Here is a 16,490-nt window from a genome sequence, read left to right on the forward strand (position 1 = left end):
TTCTTGTATTGGCCCTTCGGCCGGGTACATGATGCGCGGACATCGAGTCACAACGTTTTGTACCCACAGTGATCATCGCGGCCACGATGCCACTGCAGATCTGACCGAAGAACCAGACGTTGTCGTAAGGGGCGTGGCGGCGTGTTGGCTGACCAGTATTTCCTGATCGCACACGAGGACCGCACCGGCCGGTCCCGACTCCATCCACGTGCGACCGGCCTGGGCCTGGCCGCCGCACTGCTCGGAGAGCTGATCCTGGAAGGACGGATCGGGATCTCCGACGGGGATCTGCTGATCCTCGACCGGCATCCTCCCACGGATGCGCTCGCGCACGACGTTCTCGACCTCCTGATCGCCCAGCCGCAGCACCGGGACGTCCGGATCTGGCTGGCCTTCCTCTCGCAGGACTCCGCGATCAGGGTCGGGGAGCGGCTCTCCCGCCTCGGTGCGGTCGAGCCGGTCACCCGGCGACGCATGTTCTCCCCCACCGAAACCCTCTACATGCCCAACAGCGCGGCCCAGCGCAACGCCGCCGCCTGGGCGCCGGCCCGGCTGGCCAACCTGCTGGTCCGCGGCATCGGCATGAACATCAGCGACAGGGTGCTGATCGGCCTGGTGGCTGCCACCGGGCTCACCCGGCACGTTCTCTACGACTTCGAGGCCCATCGGCACGCGTTCCAGTCCGTGTCCAGCGCCGTGGGGTCGCTCCCGTCAGATCTTCGGGAGCTCGTCGAGTACACCGAGGCCTCCGTGGGCTCGGTCGTCACAGTCGGCCGCCGGTGAGCGGCACGGGGCGCCATCACCTGGGGCGCGACAACTCTGATCATTGGGCCGGAAGGATGCTCGTGGCACGTATGGAACCCGAAGAACCGGACATCGTCTCGAAGGCGCTGGCCAAGAACAGGCTCGGCGTACCTTCGGTGGTGTTCTTCGGCGTGGCGGGCGCGGCACCGCTCACCGTGATCATCGGTTCGATCACGACGATCTACGCGATCATCGGCAGCACCGCGGTGCCGATCGCCTATCTCGTGACGGCGGGGCTGCTGTCCCTGTTCACCGTCGGCTTCGTCGCCATGAGCCGGCACATCGTCAACACCGGCGCCTTCTACTCGTACATCAGTCATGGTTTGGGCCGGGTCGTCGGTGTGGGCGCGGCGTTCGTCGCGTTGCCCGCCTACTCCTTGATGCAGATCGGGTTGTTCGGGCTGTTCGGATCAGTCGCCAGCGGCATCCTGGGCGCCTTCGGCTTCGCCGTCCCCTGGTACGCCTGCGCCATAGCGGCCTGGTTCGCGGTGGCCGTGCTGGGCCTGCTCTGGGTCGACCTCAGCGGCAAGGTGCTGGCCGTCCTGCTGGTGCTCGAGATCGCGATCGTGCTCATCTACGACCTCGTGATGATCAGCAACCCGGCCGACGGGCACATCACCTTCTCGCAGTTCTCCCCGGCGCCGCTGGCCACCCCGGTGGTCGGCATCCTGCTGGTGCTCGCGATCGCCGGCTTCGTCGGCTTCGAGGCCACGGTCGTGCTGTCGGAAGAAGCGAAGGACCCCAAGCGGACGATCGCCCGGGCCACCCACATCGCGGTGATCCTGGCCGGCGTGCTGTGCGCGCTCTCGGCATGGGCAATGTCGGTCAGCACCGGACCCGATCAGATCGCCGCCCGAGCCGCCCAGCACGAGACCGACCTCGTCTTCACGCTCGTCGGGCCACACCTGCCCGGCATCCTGGTCGACCTGGGCTACGTCCTGTTCCTCACGAGCGTGTTCGCAGCCCTGCTGGCCTTCCACGCCGCCGTGTCGCGCTACCAGTTCGCTCTGGGCCGTGAAGGCGTGCTGCCGGCCGCCTGGGGCCGCACCCACCCCCGTACGGGCGCTCCGCTGCTCGGCTCGATCACGCAGAGCGTGCTGGCGATCATCGTGCTCAGCCTGTACGCGCTGGTCGGCTCCGACCCCCTGGTCTTCGTGTTCGCCTGGCTGACCACTATCGGCGGCCTCGGCGTCCTGATCCTCATGTGGGCGGCGTCGGCCGCGGTCCTGGCGTTCTTCATGAGAAAGAGGCGCGGCGAGAGCATCTGGAAGGCGTACATCGCCCCGGCGACCGCATTCCTGTTGTTGACCATCGTGCTCGCCGCCACCTGTATCGGCTTCGGCGAACTGCTGCAGGTCGACGGGAACTCGCCGTTCCAGTGGCTGATTCCGGCCCTCTATCTGGCCGTCGCCCTGGTCGGCTTCGTCTGGGCATTGATCATGCGGGCCGCTCGACCCGAGGTGTACGCGGCAATCGGCCGCGGCACCGAGGGGCGGGTGAATGTCGTACCCGATAGTTCAATGCTGCGGGCCCTGCACGCCGATCCGGTGGGCGCCCGCAGCGGTTATCCCTACTGAGACTTTCCCCCGCCGGTTCCCCCACCGCGAGGGAAGGAAGAACACAAATGAATCAACCCGGAGGTTGCCTATGATCTGAAGGTTTCCCCCAGCTCCGCGGCAGACCGTCACCTCTCGGGACGGCCTGCCGCGCTATGTGCGGGGTCAGGCCGCACTGGGGAACTCGTAGAGCCAGTACGACTGCTGGTCGATGCGGGTGAACTTCATGTTGTCGCTGAGCCGGCTCACCATCATCCGGAACACCCGGGACATCCGCCGCACCTCGTCGTTGTGGTTGCAGATGTCCAGACAAACGAGGCCGTTCTGGGCGGAAGCCACCATGTACATCTGCTCCACCAGCTGCGCGAACGCCTCGCGGCCCTGCGCGTGGGGGCTCACGGCGACGAAGCCGATGTACCAGATCTTGTGAGCGTGGTACTGCTCGGGCCAGTGCCGCTCGAAGTATTGCGGGGCGATCAGAGGAACTGCGTCGAGATCATTGGTGTAGGTCGCCACGCCGCAGATCGTGCCGTCGTCATCGAGGGCCAGATACTTGTCGACGCGGGGGTCCGCGATCACCGCGTCGAACTCCTCGCGGGTCATGAGGTGCCGCTGTACAGCCAGGTGGTTCAGCTCCTCGAAAGCATCCCGGTACATGGTCCACATTGTTTCGTGGACGGCTTGGTCGGTGATCCGGTCGATGACTTTGATAAGCATGTCGGCTCCCCCGCAGGCCGCCGCCAGGTCGGCCCGCTTGTCGCACTCATCTTGATCGATGATTGTTGACCATCACTGTACGAAGCGTGACCGCGATACGACAATGCGTGGGGTCCGATTGAATGTGCCAATTCATCTACCGGACGTGCCGAGTGCCCGTTTTGGTGTGCAACTTGCAATCAACAGCATGGATTCGTCCCTCGGTCCAGCAAAGTGTTCATGACTGCGAGTACTAGACACCGTGCGTATTACCCCAGGTCCAGGCTCTGACCACTGTCCATCGAGAACGATCGCCGGAGAAAGCGCGCTTATTGATCAACAATCAAGTGCGCGGGCGCGAACAACCGCCTGCCAGCGTAACGCCGTTACGCCGCAGATAACAGAGCGTAATCAATCCGGGGTCGAGGTGTGCCGCCGCAGCAGGCCGTCGACGCTGTGCGGGGCGACCTCGTGCAGCACGATCGACGTCGACGTCCGGACCACGCCGGGGGCGGCCACGACCAGGTTGGTGATCCGGTAGAGGTCGGCCGTGTCCTTGGCGACGATGCGGACCAGCAGGTCGCCGTCGCCGGTGGTGGCCAGGATCTCGACCACCTCGGGGATCCGGACGATCTGCTGGGCGGCCAGGTCGCCCTGACGCTGGCTCAGCGACAACGTCATGAACGCCATCAGCGGGTACCCGAGGGCGGCCGGCTCGACCCGGCGCGAGTAGGCGCCCAGCGCGCCCGAGTCACGCATGCGCCGCAGCCGGGCCTGCACGGTGTTGCGCGACATCGAGAGCCGCTCGGCCAGGGCGACCACGGTGGCGTCGGGGTCGGCGTCCAGAGCCTGCAGAATGCGGGCGTCGGTCGCGTCCAGAGATCGCATTGCCACCATCCTCCCCCGTTCCCTGCTCATTCTGCCGCCGGTCAGCCCTTTTGCCAGCCCGGGGCGTGGCGGCGCTCGGCCCGGTCAGCCTGGCCAGCCCGGGGCGTCGCGGCGCTCGGCCCGGTCAGCCTTGCCAGCCCGGGGCGTCGCGGCGCTCGGCCCGGTCAGCCTGGCCAGCCCGGGGCGTCGCGGCGCTCGATGACCGGGAAGACGCTCGAATAGTGCTGCCAGGCCGGGCGGGGCGGGGCGGCGGTGAGCGCGAGCAGCCGGGCCAGCCCCTGCAGGGCGTCCAGCAGTGCCTGGTGCAACCGCGGATCGGTGACCAGACCCTGCCCGTCGACCGCCCCCGGGTCGATCGGCAGCCGGATGCAGGCGGCCCGCAGAATTTTCGCGCTGGCATGATCCAAAACGGTCTCGAGGGTGGCGCGGGCACCGTCGTCCTCGTTCGCGTGGGCCACCGACAACCAGGCCACTGGTTTGCCCGCGAGCAGGTCGTCCTCGATCAGCCAGTCGAGCAGGTTCTTGAGCGCGCCCGGGATCGAGCCCGCGTACTCCGGGGTGCTGATCAGCACGGCGTCGGCGATGCGCACCTGGTGGCGCAGCAACACGACGGTGTCGTGCGGCTCCGGTTCGCCCGGCACGTACGCGGGCACGTGGCGCAGACCCTCGAACAGGCCGGCGTTGATCTCATCGGGCGCGTACCAGGCAGCAGTACGCAGGGCGGCGGTGTGCAGGGAGTCCTCGCGGGTGCTGCCCGAGATCAGCAGGATGCGCGTCATGCCGCCGAGCCTAGAGCGCCGGGGTTGAAAGTCGCCGCGCGCCATGGCCGAACGATCCGGATCTTGCTGGAGCGGCCACCCTTACCCCCACCCGCCCGGGGGCGTCTTTATTTTCGGCTTACTGCAGGGCGGGGAGGCTGGGTTGTCCACAGGCGGGCCGGGGTGTGCGAGGCTGCGGCTGTGGACAACGACGTCGCGAAGCTTCTGGACGGGATCGCGGACGAGCAGCGACAGCGCGACGCGCGCCTGCTCGTCGAGCTGATGGGCGAGGTCACCGGCGAGCCGCCGGCCCTGTGGAGCGGCGGCATCATCGGGTTCGGGACCTGGCACTACAAGTACGAGTCGGGGCGCGAGGGCGACGCTGCGGCGATCGGGTTCGCACCGCGCAAGGCCCAGACCGTGCTCTATGTGACGGGCTACCTCGACGCGTACGAGGATCTGCTCGAACGCCTCGGGCCGCACACCCGGGGCAAGGGCTGCCTGTACGTCAAGCGCGTCGACCAGGCCGACCAGGCCACCCTGCGCGCGATCGTCGCCCGCTCCCACGAGACGGCCACCGCGTCACCGGAAGAATGACAGCCGCTCGGTCAGGGCCGGGTCGAGCCGCTCCAGGGCGGCGGCGCGGCGGCCGTCGTCGAGGGCGTCCACCTGGCGTACGAGATCGCGGATCTTGTTGTCGGTGGTCTCGGTGGCGTTGAGGACGGCGTGCAGCGCCCGCACCAGCAGGGCGTCGTCGAGCGTGGCCATGTGGTCGGAGAGCAGCATCCACAGCGGCGCCACCGAGGAGCCGAGCTCCAGCACGGCCGGCGTCAGCAGCGACCGCAGGGCCAGTTCGGCCGCGCGGGGTGAGGCCACCCGGGCGACCAGGATGCGGGTGACGGCCACGACCCGGTCGGGCGGCAGACGGTCGGCGTCGGAGCGGAGCGCCTGCATCAGCAGGGTGACCGCGGGCGTCACCCCGGCCGCCGTGACCGCCTTCGACACGCGCTCGTAGCGGGCGGCCAGCGCGACCGGCTCCTCCTCGAACGCGGAGGCCAGCCACAGCTCGACCAGGCTGCGGGCCAGCGACTCGTCGGCGTCGCCGTCCGTCCGGACCCACGTCGTCAGCGATTCCGGCAGCTGCTCGATCAACGGTTCCAGCGCGTGCAGGAACGTGTCGTCGCTGAGGTTGTTGCTCAGGTGCATCGATTTGAGCGCGGGCGGCAGCTGGAAGCGGGACCGCCAGACCGGCGCGGGCTCGAGGCCGGGCGGGAAGTCGTTGAGCCAGTTGACGTCCAGGTCGGCCGGGCGGGGGCCGGGGCCGTAGGTCAGCTCGACGTCGCGGCGGCCACGGTGCCAGACCCGGGTGACCGTGATGACCTCCATCGCGTCCATGTACATGTCGCCAGGCATGGCGGCCCGCCACTGCAGGGCCGAGCCGCGCATCCAGTAGGCCGGGTCGTTGGCCCGGGTGAACAGGTCGGACGCGCGCAGCACACCCCCCGCGGCCAGGGTCAGCAGGAGCAGATTGAACGAGTACGTGGCCATCCAGTGATCGGTGCGCTTGTCCACCGGGCGATAAGGGCTTTCCGCGTACGTCGGCCGGGTCACCGCCTGGGCCGTGCGCCCGGCCAGCCACGCCCGCAACCGGTCGCGGTCCGGACCGTCGAGCAGGTCGGCCACGAAGGGCAGCACGGTGGCCCGGGCGGTCAGCACGGTGAACCCGAGCAGCGAGCGCAGCAGGTCGTCGTCGCCGGCCGGGCCCAGGCGCAGGGCCAGCGTGCTCGCCGCCTCGCGGGCCTCGGTGTCGCGGACGGCCTGGACGATCAGCCGGGCCACGAGGTATTCGCCGAACGTGGCGTGCAGGAATTCGTACGTCTGCAGGGTCTGGTCGTCGCGGACGGCCTGGGCCCGCTGGATGAAGAAGAAGCGCCCCACCATCTCTTGCCCCGCGGTGAGTGGCGTGCGGAACGCCTCGGTGCGCCCGGACCGGGACGGGCTGAGACCGAGCCCGGCCAGATCCTCGTCGAGCTCGCGTTCAGTCACCCACAGCCGCAACCGGTGGAACATGGCGAAGGCCACCACCGACAGCCGCAGCAGCTCTTGCTCGACCAGGGCCGGGATCGCGCTGTCGGGCTGCCCGGCATGCACCCGCCGCACCTCGCGGGCCGCGAACGAGGCCAGCAGCCGTTCGTAGAGCTGCCCGCCGTCCAGACTTCCACTGTGGAGCGGATTGCCGGCCGAGTGGTAGAGCGCCAGCATGAGCAGCAGCAACGGCTGTTCGGCGAGGTGGCGCATCGGGCCCACGACGGCCGGGGTCAGCGGCTCGGGCCCGGGGTTCGTCGCGTTCCACACCTCGAGCCAGCGCTCGATCTGCGGGCCGTCGAACGGTTCCAGGCGTACGGCGAGGGCGCCCACGGGCAGGCGGGCCCGATCGGCCACGGCGACCCGGCTGGTCACCAGCACGGCCACCGGCCGGCCGAGCGACGCCTCACGCTGCTGGAACTGCGCCACCCGGTGCAGATAATCGGACTGGTGCAGACCGGTGGCCTGCAGCAATTCGTCGAAGCCGTCGAGCAGCACCACCGGCAGCGCGCCCTCGGCGTCGCGCGACAGCTCGGCCCACGAGACCGTCTCGCCGATCGCCGCCCGCAGGGCCAGCTCGATCTGGTCCTGGATCTCGGCCTCGGCCGGCACGTCGCGCAGCGCGACCCGGCTGACGAAGAAGTCGCCCGCGGGCAGCCGTGCGGCCAGGATGCGGGTGAGCGACGACTTGCCCGCGCCGGGCTGGCCCAGCAGCAGCATCGGCGCCTCGGTGGCCTGGGTGGTAGTCAGATAGGAGACGAGGAACGCGGCCAGGTCGGTGCGCGGGGCGGTGTCGTTCCACCAGCGGTCGTCGGCCGGGCGGGCGCCGGGGGCGGCCGGCCGGACGCGGAAGATCGGGTCGAGGTAGGCGGCGCCGAGCGCGGGCAGCAGCAGTTCGCCGCTGTCGCCGCCGAGCACGGGCCGGTCGAGCTGGGCCCGGTAGGCCCGGGCCAGCGCGGCGCGGTGACGGCCCGGGTCGCGGCCCGAGGCGGCCTGAAGCAGCACTGTTTCCAGGCGTTCCAGTCCCCGGCTGGCGGCGCGGTCCTCGTGGCGCCCGGCCCAGATGGCGAACTCGGGGATCTCCCCGGCCAGGCGACGATGGGCCTCGTCGAACCGGGCCACGGCCATCGCCGGGAGCTTCTGCTCGAGGAGCGCGATCAGCGCGGCCCGGACCCTGTCGTCGGCCTCGTCCCAGGCGGACAGGCCGGTCAGGTGCGACTTCATGCGCGCGCTCGACACCGTGAACCACTGATCGAGGTGGCCCAGCAGTTTTCCGTACGACACGTCGGGCGCGGGTAACGGCACGGAGCTCGCCAGCAACCGGTCGACCAGCATGCCGTCGCCCTGGCTGATCAGCCGCAACTGGTCCTCGCGGCCGAACTCGGGATCGCCGATCGACGCCTCGGCCATGCACTCGTCGAGCGCCTCGAAGAACGCGGTGACGACCAGGACCACGTGCGCCGCCTGGAGTCGACGGCTTCGATCGTAGCGGCCGAGACCTCGTACGGAATCATTGATCTGGACCGTGACCAGCTGCCCGAGCCGGACCACCTCGGTCTTGGCGTCGAACAGGCTGATCGCGAGATCGCTGCCGCCCGCGGTGGCCATGCTGAGCACCCCGCCCAGCAGATTGTCGACGGCTTTGGCCAAAGGCCCCGTCCCCCCGAGGATCCGCACGGCATCGGCGTAGGACAGGCGCTGCGGCATGACACCATCATGGCCCAGCACGCCAACGACGGGCCGCGCCCCTTGAGGGAAGCGACCCGTCCGGCCGGCGCCGGTCAGCCGATCTTGCGGCGGTAGGCCGCCATGGCGAACACATAGGCCACCACCAGGATGCCGGCGCACCAGGCGAGGGCGATCCAGATCTCGTGGCCGACCGGCTGCTGCTCCCACAGCGCCCGCAGTGTGTTGACGATCGAGGTGACCGGCTGGTTCTCGGCGAACGCCCGCACCGGGCCCGGCATCGTCTCGGTCGGTACGAAGGCCGAGCTGATGAAGGGCAGGAAGATGATCGGGTACGAGAAGGCGGCAGCACCGTCCGATGTGGACGCTGATAGACCGGAGATGATCGCGACCCAGGTCAGGGCCAGCGTGAAGACGGCCAGGATGCCCACCACGGCCAGCCACGACAGGATCCCGGCCGAGGTGCGGAAGCCGATGGCCAGGCCGACCAGGACGATGACGGCGGCCGAGATCGCATTGGACACCAGCGACGTCAGAACGTGCCCCCAGAGCACCGACGACCGGCTGATCGGCATCGAGTTGAACCGTTCGAAGATGCCACCCTGCAGATCGTTGAAAAGGCGATAGGCGGTGTACGAGATCCCGCTGGCGATCGCGATCAGCAGCACACCGGGCATCAGGTAGTTGGTGTAGTTGTCGCTGCCGGTCTGGATGGCGCCGCCGAAGACGTACCGGAACAGCAGCAGGAACGCGATGGGCATGATCGTGACCGTGATGATCGTGTCGACGCTGCGGGTCACGTGGCGTACGGAACGCCCGAGCATCACGCCGGTGTCGCTGAGCACGTGGGTTGTCATGGCTGCTTCTCCTTACCGACGATGGCCAGGAAGATCTCTTCGAGGGTGGGCTGCCGTTCGACGTACTCGACCTTGGCCGGGGGCAGCAGTTGCCGCAGCTCGGCCAGCGTGCCGGAGACGATGATCGTGCCCTGGTGCAGGATCGCGATCCGGTCGGCCAGCTTCTCGGCCTCGTCCAGGTACTGCGTGGTGAGGAAGATCGTCGTCCCGCCGCCGGCCAGCTTCTGGATCTCCTGCCAGACCTCGAGCCGCGCCTCCGGGTCGAGGCCGGTCGTCGGCTCGTCGAGGAAGACGACCGGCGGGTCACCGATCAGGCTCATGGCGATGTCGAGGCGGCGGCGCATGCCACCGGAGTAGGTGGCGACCCGGCGCCCGCCCGCGTCGGTCAGGCTGAACCGCCGCAGCAGGTCGTCGGCGACCCCGGCCGGGTTACCGACCCGCCGCAGTTTGGCGATCATGATGAGGTTCTCGCGGCCGGACAGGATCTCGTCGACCGCGGCGAACTGCCCGGTCAGGCTGATCGACTCGCGCACCGAGGCCGGCTCGGCGGCGACGTCGAAGCCGTTCACGACGGCCGTGCCGCCGTCGGACTTGAGCAGGGTGGCCAGGATCCGCACGATCGTGGTCTTGCCGGCCCCGTTCGAGCCGAGCAGGGCGAAGATGCTGCCGCCGTCCACGGTGAGGTCGACACCCTTGAGCACCTGAAGGTCCTGATAGGACTTCTGCAGTCCGGCGATCCGGATGGCCGGTTCTCTGGTTTCCATGGTTCCCCCGATCACGAGCGGTGGATGGTGATGTCGCCGTACGAGGTACGGCCGCGGACCTCGACGGTCTCGGCCGCGCCCTGGGGCTTGGCGGTGTTGTCGAGCCGGTTGCGGACGTGCCCGAAGCTGGTGTTGAGCTCGAGCCAGGCCGCGGTTCCGGCGGCGATGCCGACGTCGAGGTCGCCCATGGCGGTGCCGAGCGTGACCGAGCCCCGCACCACCTCGCCGATGGTGATGGCGCCGTTGGCCGTCTTGGCGTCGACGCCCGCGCCGGCCCGTTCGATGCGGATGTCGCCGTTGGCCGCCCGGACCCGGACGTCGCCCTCGACCGCGTCGATCGTGGTCTCGCCGTTGGAGTTTTTGACGACCGCGGTGCCGAACACCTCGCCGATCTGCACCTTTCCGGAGCCGGTGGAGACGTCGGCCGCCCCGGTGACCCGGCCCGCGGTGACCCGGCCGGCCGAGGTGCTCAGGCGCAGCGGCCCGGTGTGCTCGACGCTGACGTCGCCGGCCGCGGTCTTGAGCCGGCACTCCCCCAGCCGTCCGGCGCAGCGCAGGTCGCCCGCCGCCGACTCGGCCGACACCCGGGAGCCGCTGGGCAGCTCGATGCTGACGTCGACCGACCGGGTCTTGCGGGAGAAGTCGAACAGTCGCTTGGGGGCGATGACCCGCAGCGTGCCATCGGTGAAGTCGACGCGGACCTGCTGGACCGCGGCCACGTCGGACTCGTCGGTCTCCTCGCTCGGGCGCACGTCGACGACGGTGTCGGTGCGGTCGCTCGCGGTGATCCGCAGGTTGCCGACGCTGAGCTCGACAACGACGGAGATCGATTCGGGGGTCTCGAAAATGGGCATGGTTGTCCCCTCTTTCCGGGGTCGGGGTGCGTTACTGAACCCAGCCGGTGAAGCTCTGCACGCTCTTTTTGCTGGTGGGAGGCTCGGGGCGGGCGTCCGAGCCGGAACGCTGGAGGCCGGCCGCGGCCGCGCGCACCAACCAGGCGTTGACCGATCGGCCCTCGCGGGCCGCCGCCTCTTCGATGGCCGTCTTGAGTTGCTCGGGCATGCGGACGTTGATCCGGGTCGCCGGGCCGTCCTCGGCGATCACGGGTTCGGCCTCCGGCGCATTCGGCGTCTTTGCCGTTTCCGTGGCCGGCACTGTCACGACGAAGTCGGGGTCGCGACCACGCAGCCGGAGCTCGACCGAGCCGGGCGCCAGGTCGCGGGTGATCTCGTCGGCCGCCCCCGACAGCGCGTCGAGCAGCGTCATCCGGATCGCCGACTCGAGCGAGCCGGTGAGGCGTTCGACCAGCGCCCGGGATTGCTCGCCGCCCGCCTCGGCCAGGGTGGCGAACTCGCGGCCGAGGTTGCTCACGTAAGTGCTCAAGTCCATGGCACCACTATGGCACCGTAATGGCACCACCGCAAGACACTTTGGCACCGCGATGGCATCGCGGCGATTCTGTCGGATCCGGGGAGCGGCGTTCGTAGTACACACATCAGTGACACGACAGGGAGAGAGCCATGCAGTATCTGGTTTCCGTGATCGACGACAAGTCCGGTTCCGCCACCGACGACGAGATGACCGCTATCGATGCCTTCAACGCGCAGGCCCAGGCAGCCGGTCACTGGGTCTTCGCGGGCGGCCTCAATGCGCCCAGCACGGCCACGGTGATCGACAACCGGGGCTCGGAGACGCTGTTCACCGATGGGCCGTTCCTGGAGTCGAAGGAGTACGTCGCCGGCTTCTGGATCTTCGAGGCGCCCGACCTCGACGTGGCGCTGAAACTCGCCGCCGACGGGTCGAAGGCCTGCAACCGGCGGGTCGAGGTCCGGCCCTTCTACGGCGAGGGCGCGTGACCGACGTCCACGCGGCGACCACCCGCGCCCACCGCGAACAATGGGCCCGGGTGGTGGCCGCCCTGACCCGGCGCTTCGGCGACCTCGACATCGCCGAGGAGGCGGCGGCCGAGGCGTTCGCCACCGCCGTCGAACGGTGGCCGGTCGACGGCGTGCCGCCCAACCCGGGCGCGTGGCTCACCACCACGGCCAACCGCAAGGCCATCGACCGGATCCGGCGCGAGAGCAAACGCGACGACAAGCAGCGGGAGGCGCGGATGCTGCAGGACGACGACCCGCCCGAGCCGACCGGGGCCATCGACGACGACCGGCTGCGGCTGATCTTCACCTGCTGTCATCCGGCGCTCGCCCTGGAGGCCCGGGTCGCGCTGACCCTGCGCCTGGTCGGGGGTCTGACCGTGGCCGAGATCGCGCGCGCCTTCCTGGTCCGCGAGACGGCCATGGAACAGCGGATCACCCGGGCCAAAGCCAAGATCAAGGCGACCCGTATCCCGTACCGGGTGCCGGCGGCCGAAGATCTGCCGCTGCGCGTGTCCGGGGTGCTGGCCACGCTCTATCTCGTGTTCAACGAGGGCTACCTGGCGACCGGGTCCGGGTCCGATCCCGTACGCGAAGAATTGACCGACGAGGCGATCCGGCTGACCCGCCTGATCCGGGCCCTGCTGCCGCGCGACGGCGAAGTGACCGGCCTGCTGGCGTTGATGCTGCTCACCGACGCCCGCCGCACCGCCCGGATCTCGGCCGACGGCGAACTGGTCGCGCTGGCCGAGCAGGACCGCGGCGGCTGGGACCGGGCGCTGATCGCCGAGGGCCACCACCTGGTCCGCGAACGGCTGGCCACCGGCGAGGCGCCCGGCCGCTACCAGATCCTGGCCGCCATCAACGCCGTGCACACCGACGCCCGCGACGTCCGCGACACCGACTGGTCGCAGGTCGTCGCCCTGTACGACCAGTTGATCCGCCTCGACCCGTCACCGATCGTCGCCCTCAACCGGGCCATCGCCGTGGCCGAACTGGACGGCCCGGACGTGGCCCTGGCCGTGGTCGACCGTCTCGACGGCGCCCTGGCCAACTATCACGCCTACCACGCGACCCGGGCCGACCTGCTCCGCCGCCTCGGCCGCAGCTCTCTGGCTCGCGCGGCCTACGACCGGGCGATAGAACTGGCCGGTAACACCGCCGAGACGGCCTACTTGACGCGCCGCCGCGACCAGCTGAACCGGACTTTGTGACTTGCCCGGCGGACTCGCCGCCGCCCGCCCGGGCGAGCACCTCTTCCTTCGGCTCAGCCCGGGCTGACGGCGTCGTTCAGAACGGGTAGGTCGCTGGTTCGCCGCGCATGGTGATCCAGCGGGTTTCGGTGAACGCGTCGATGTTGGCCGCGGCCCCACCGAAACGCGAGCCCGTGCCGGACGCGCCGACACCGCCGAACGGGGCGTTGGCCTCGTCGTTGACGGTCTGGTCGTTGATGTGCACGATGCCGGTCGGGATCCGGTCGGCGACGGCCAGGCCCCGCATCACGTCGCGGGTGACGATGCCCAGCGACAGGCCGTACTCGCCGGCCCGGGCCAGTTCCACCGCCTCGTCCACCGACGCGACGCGGGTCACCGGGGCAACCGGCCCGAACACCTCCTCGGCGAAGGCGGGGGCGGTCAGCGGCGCGTCGGCCAGCACGGTCGGGCGATAGAACAGATTTTCGTACGTTCCGCCGGCCGCGATCCGGGCCCCCTGCCCGGCCGTGGCCGTGACCATGCCGTGGATCTTGTCGCGCTGCCCCGCATCGATGATCGGCCCGAGGGCGACCTGATCGGTGGCCGGATTGCCGACGGGCAACTTGCCGGCCTTGTCGGCCAGCCGCTCCACGAACTCGTCGTAGACCCGGGCCGCGACCAGGTGCCGCCCGGTCGTCATGCAGATCTGCCCCTGGTGGAAGAAGGAACCCCAGGCGGCCAGGTTGACCGCGGCGTCGACGTCCGCGTCGTCGAGCACCAGCAGCGCCGAGTTGCCGCCGAGCTCCAGGTGGGCCCGCTTCAGATGCTTGCCCGCGAGCTCTCCGATGCGGCGGCCGACCGGTGTCGACCCGGTGAACGAGATGACCCGGATGTTGGGGTCGGTCACGATGGCCTCGCCCACGTCGGCCCCGCCCGGCAGCATGTGCAGCAGACCGGCGGGCAGCCCGGCCTCCTCGAAGATCCGGGCCATCAGCGTGCCGCCAGTGACCGCCGTACGCGGATCGGGTTTGAGGATCACCGCGTTGCCCAGCGCCAGGGCCGGGGCGACCGAGCGGATGCCCAGAATGATCGGCACGTTGAAGGGCGCGATCACGCCGACCACACCGGCCGGCACCCGCCGCGCGATCGAGAGCCGGGGCTGCTCCGAGGGCAACAGCTCACCGATGGCCCGGCTGGGCAGCGACGCCGCCTCGTAACACTCCTCGGCCGCGACGTGCAGCGCGAACCCGGCCATGCCCGGGACGGCGCCGACCTCGCGGACGTTCCAGTCGCTGATCTCGGCCGCGTGCTGCGCCCAGAGGTCGCCGGCCTTACGCAGAACGGCGGCCCGCGCCGGGTGCGGCAGCACGGCCCACTCCCGCTGAGCCTCGATCGCATGCGCAGCCGCCTCGGCGACATCCCCCGCGTCGGCCCGACCCATGCGGCCGAGCGTCGCCCCGGTAGCCGGCTCGACCACCGGATACTCCCCGGCGCCGCCGGGTCCCCAGGCACCGTTCTTGAAGATGTTGCCCTGCCAGTCGACGCCGTCGAGCAGTCCCACAGCGCGCCTCCTCTTCACCGGATTCGATCACGGGTACGTCGCGCTGTTCTTTATCCTCCAGATCCGCCACCCGCACCAGACGTTGCCGCAGAAACTGGCCCCGGCGCAGGGCACCGCTCGCCACGCCGCCGCCCCCGGCCCCTCTGATCTGCCAGCCGCCAACCTCGCCACCCGGTGCGGCCCCACCACCCGTTCCACCGCCGAGCCGCCTACCCGACGCGCCTCGAACCGTCGCCCTGCCTGCCGCAACCCCGAGCCACCCGTCCCACCGCCGACCTGCCTACCCGGCACGCCCCGAACCGTCGCCCTGCCTGCCGTAACAGTCACTGCTCGATTGCCTCATGGTTGCGGTTCAGGTGCCGATGCGGACGCCGTGAAAAAGCGCTCCTCATGGATCGTGATCGCGGCGGTAGCCGGCGCGGCGGCCGGCGGCGCCGCATGGGGCATACGCCATGGTCGATCAATCGCCAGGGCCGGAGCGGCGGGACCGCCCGATCCGCCGCTCGTGTCATCGGCGGCCGAAATCCCACCCCTCACGCTGACGCCACCGTTGACGGGGCCGCCATCCACAACGCCCCCGCTGACGGGGCCGCAACCCGCAACGCCCCCACTGGCAGGTTCACCATTCCCAGCGCCCGCGCGGGTGGGGCCGCCATTCCCAGCGCCCGCGCAGGTGGGGCCGCCATCCCCAGCGCCCGCGCAGGTGGGGCCGCCATCCCCAGCGCCCGCGCAGGTGGGGCCGCCATCCCCAGCGCCCGCGTGGGTGGGGCCGACGGACGCGGGGCCGACGGACGGGACCGCGACGGAGACAGTGCCGCCAGGGGCTGGGAGCGAGCCGCGGCCGTGGGCGGGGCGCTCACCCGCGTCGGCGGGCCGGGCCGGCTCACCCGAGCACTCGGGGCGTAGACCTCTCGTGATCCTGGCCGGGATAATTGCCGCCGTGGTCGGCATCACGGCGGTTGCGGTGCACATCCACCAGCCCTCGGACGACGAGATCGACTACCGCCGCACCGCCCCGTCCCGGGATCTGCCGCGCTGGCAGCCGAATTACGACCCGCTTCCGTACGTTCCCACGCCGGCCCCGCCCACCTGGATACCGCCGGACAACCCCCTGCCCACGACCCAGGCGCCCACTAGCCCACCCGCAGCGGTCCCGGTCGGCGGGGTGCTGCCGTCGGACGTCGGCGTGATCATGAAGGGCGACTCCGGTGAGCAGATGGAGCTCAGACTGGTCCGGATCGCGAACCCGGCGCCGGCCGTAGACCCGGACAACCCCTCCGGCGCCGAGCTGCAGCCCCGGCTCGGCTACCGGCTGGTCTCGATCACCGTGCAGGTCAAGAACACCGGCGGTGTGCCGTTCCTGACCGACATCGAGAAGCACACGTGGCTCGTCGACCGGGCCGGTAACACGTACACCCGCAACGTCAAGCTGACCGAGGCGCGCCAGCTGCACCCGGCCTCCCAGCTCAACCCGGACTCGTGGAACAGCCGCGAGATCGTCTTCGAGGTGCGGGGCGGCGCCGACCTCACCCGCTTCCGCCTGAGCACCCATCCCGGGGCCGCCGCACAGACCCAGGACTGGCGCCTCAGCTAAAAGACCCATACCTGCAGCGCAGCCCGAAGCAACTCGCACCACGCGGCACCACGTCAGCCCGCACCACGACCCAAACGCAGCCCCGCACAGCGCGGCCAACGCAGCCCCGCACAGCGCGGCCAACGCAGCCCCGCACAGCGCGGCCAACGCAGCCCCGCACAGCGCGGCCAACGC

At 70.1% G+C, this 16,490-nt stretch carries 15 protein-coding genes; 6 read left to right on the forward strand and 9 right to left on the reverse strand.

Translation table 11 applies throughout. The features are described from left to right. Positions 1–141: 141 nt before the first annotated feature. Together M1L60_RS08895 and M1L60_RS08900 are read left to right on the forward strand one after the other, a co-directional pair. Positions 142–783: a GOLPH3/VPS74 family protein gene (locus M1L60_RS08895; protein ID WP_253236849.1), complete on the forward strand. Its 642-nt coding sequence runs from the start codon at positions 142–144 to the stop codon at positions 781–783. Positions 784–839: 56 nt separating this feature from the next. Next, positions 840–2,381: an APC family permease gene (locus M1L60_RS08900; RefSeq protein WP_253236850.1), complete on the forward strand. Its 1,542-nt coding sequence runs from the start codon at positions 840–842 to the stop codon at positions 2,379–2,381. A gap of 144 nt (positions 2,382–2,525) precedes the next feature. Here the strand turns inward: M1L60_RS08900 and M1L60_RS08905 are convergent, their stop codons facing one another. The 3 genes from M1L60_RS08905 to M1L60_RS08915 form a co-directional block, all read right to left on the reverse strand. Next, positions 2,526–3,077, reverse strand: coding sequence for a GNAT family N-acetyltransferase (locus M1L60_RS08905; protein WP_253236851.1), 552 nt, complete (start codon positions 3,075–3,077; stop codon positions 2,526–2,528). Between the two features lie 390 nt (positions 3,078–3,467). Next, a complete protein-coding gene (locus tag M1L60_RS08910; RefSeq protein ID WP_253236852.1) occupies positions 3,468–3,944 on the reverse strand; it encodes an Lrp/AsnC family transcriptional regulator in 477 nt (158 codons plus the stop codon). Positions 3,945–4,108: 164 nt separating this feature from the next. Continuing rightward, positions 4,109–4,723, reverse strand: a complete 615-nt coding sequence (locus M1L60_RS08915; protein ID WP_253236853.1) for an NADPH-dependent FMN reductase — start codon at positions 4,721–4,723, stop codon at positions 4,109–4,111. Positions 4,724–4,903: 180 nt separating this feature from the next. Between M1L60_RS08915 and M1L60_RS08920 the strand changes: the two genes are divergently transcribed. Beyond that, the gene (locus M1L60_RS08920) at positions 4,904–5,299 is read left to right on the forward strand and encodes a DUF1801 domain-containing protein (protein WP_253236854.1); all 396 of its coding nucleotides are present in this window, start codon (positions 4,904–4,906) and stop codon (positions 5,297–5,299) included. Here the strand turns inward: M1L60_RS08920 and M1L60_RS08925 are convergent. From M1L60_RS08925 to M1L60_RS08945, 5 genes are all read right to left on the reverse strand, one after another. Beyond that, the gene (locus M1L60_RS08925) at positions 5,285–8,494 is read right to left on the reverse strand and encodes an NACHT domain-containing protein (RefSeq protein WP_253236855.1); all 3,210 of its coding nucleotides are present in this window, start codon (positions 8,492–8,494) and stop codon (positions 5,285–5,287) included. The two genes, M1L60_RS08920 and M1L60_RS08925, sit on opposite strands and share 15 nt — an antisense overlap. A 74-nt stretch (positions 8,495–8,568) precedes the next feature. Next, positions 8,569–9,330 carry an ABC transporter permease gene (locus tag M1L60_RS08930; protein ID WP_253236856.1) on the reverse strand — a complete coding sequence of 254 codons (762 nt, stop codon included), beginning with the start codon at positions 9,328–9,330 and terminating at the stop codon, positions 8,569–8,571. Next, positions 9,327–10,094, reverse strand: a complete 768-nt coding sequence (locus tag M1L60_RS08935) for an ABC transporter ATP-binding protein (protein ID WP_253236857.1) — start codon at positions 10,092–10,094, stop codon at positions 9,327–9,329. The genes M1L60_RS08930 and M1L60_RS08935 overlap by 4 nt, the downstream gene beginning before the upstream one ends. 11 nt (positions 10,095–10,105) lie before the next feature. Further along, complete coding sequence (locus M1L60_RS08940; RefSeq protein ID WP_253236858.1) at positions 10,106–10,948, reverse strand: DUF4097 family beta strand repeat-containing protein; 843 nt, start codon at positions 10,946–10,948, stop codon at positions 10,106–10,108. Positions 10,949–10,979: 31 nt separating this feature from the next. Continuing rightward, positions 10,980–11,483 carry a YlcI/YnfO family protein gene (locus M1L60_RS08945; protein ID WP_253236859.1) on the reverse strand — a complete coding sequence of 168 codons (504 nt, stop codon included), beginning with the start codon at positions 11,481–11,483 and terminating at the stop codon, positions 10,980–10,982. 131 nt (positions 11,484–11,614) lie between these two features. Between M1L60_RS08945 and M1L60_RS08950 the strand changes: the two genes are divergently transcribed. Both M1L60_RS08950 and M1L60_RS08955 read left to right on the forward strand, forming a co-directional pair. Then, entirely contained in the window at positions 11,615–11,950 is a 336-nt protein-coding gene (locus tag M1L60_RS08950; RefSeq protein WP_253236860.1) for a YciI family protein, read from the forward strand. Further along, positions 11,947–13,182 carry an RNA polymerase sigma factor gene (locus M1L60_RS08955; protein WP_253236861.1) on the forward strand — a complete coding sequence of 412 codons (1,236 nt, stop codon included), beginning with the start codon at positions 11,947–11,949 and terminating at the stop codon, positions 13,180–13,182. The genes M1L60_RS08950 and M1L60_RS08955 overlap by 4 nt, the downstream gene beginning before the upstream one ends. 76 nt (positions 13,183–13,258) lie before the next feature. Here M1L60_RS08955 and M1L60_RS08960 read toward each other — a convergent pair whose 3' ends face one another. Beyond that, the gene (locus M1L60_RS08960; protein ID WP_253236862.1) at positions 13,259–14,722 is read right to left on the reverse strand and encodes a benzaldehyde dehydrogenase; all 1,464 of its coding nucleotides are present in this window, start codon (positions 14,720–14,722) and stop codon (positions 13,259–13,261) included. A gap of 940 nt (positions 14,723–15,662) precedes the next feature. Here M1L60_RS08960 and M1L60_RS08965 point away from each other — a divergent pair. Beyond that, complete coding sequence (locus tag M1L60_RS08965) at positions 15,663–16,316, forward strand: hypothetical protein (protein ID WP_253236863.1); 654 nt, start codon at positions 15,663–15,665, stop codon at positions 16,314–16,316. Positions 16,317–16,490 lie beyond the last annotated feature (174 nt).

The organism is Paractinoplanes aksuensis (genome assembly GCF_024137025.1).
Classification (GTDB): domain Bacteria; phylum Actinomycetota; class Actinomycetes; order Mycobacteriales; family Micromonosporaceae; genus Actinoplanes; species Actinoplanes aksuensis.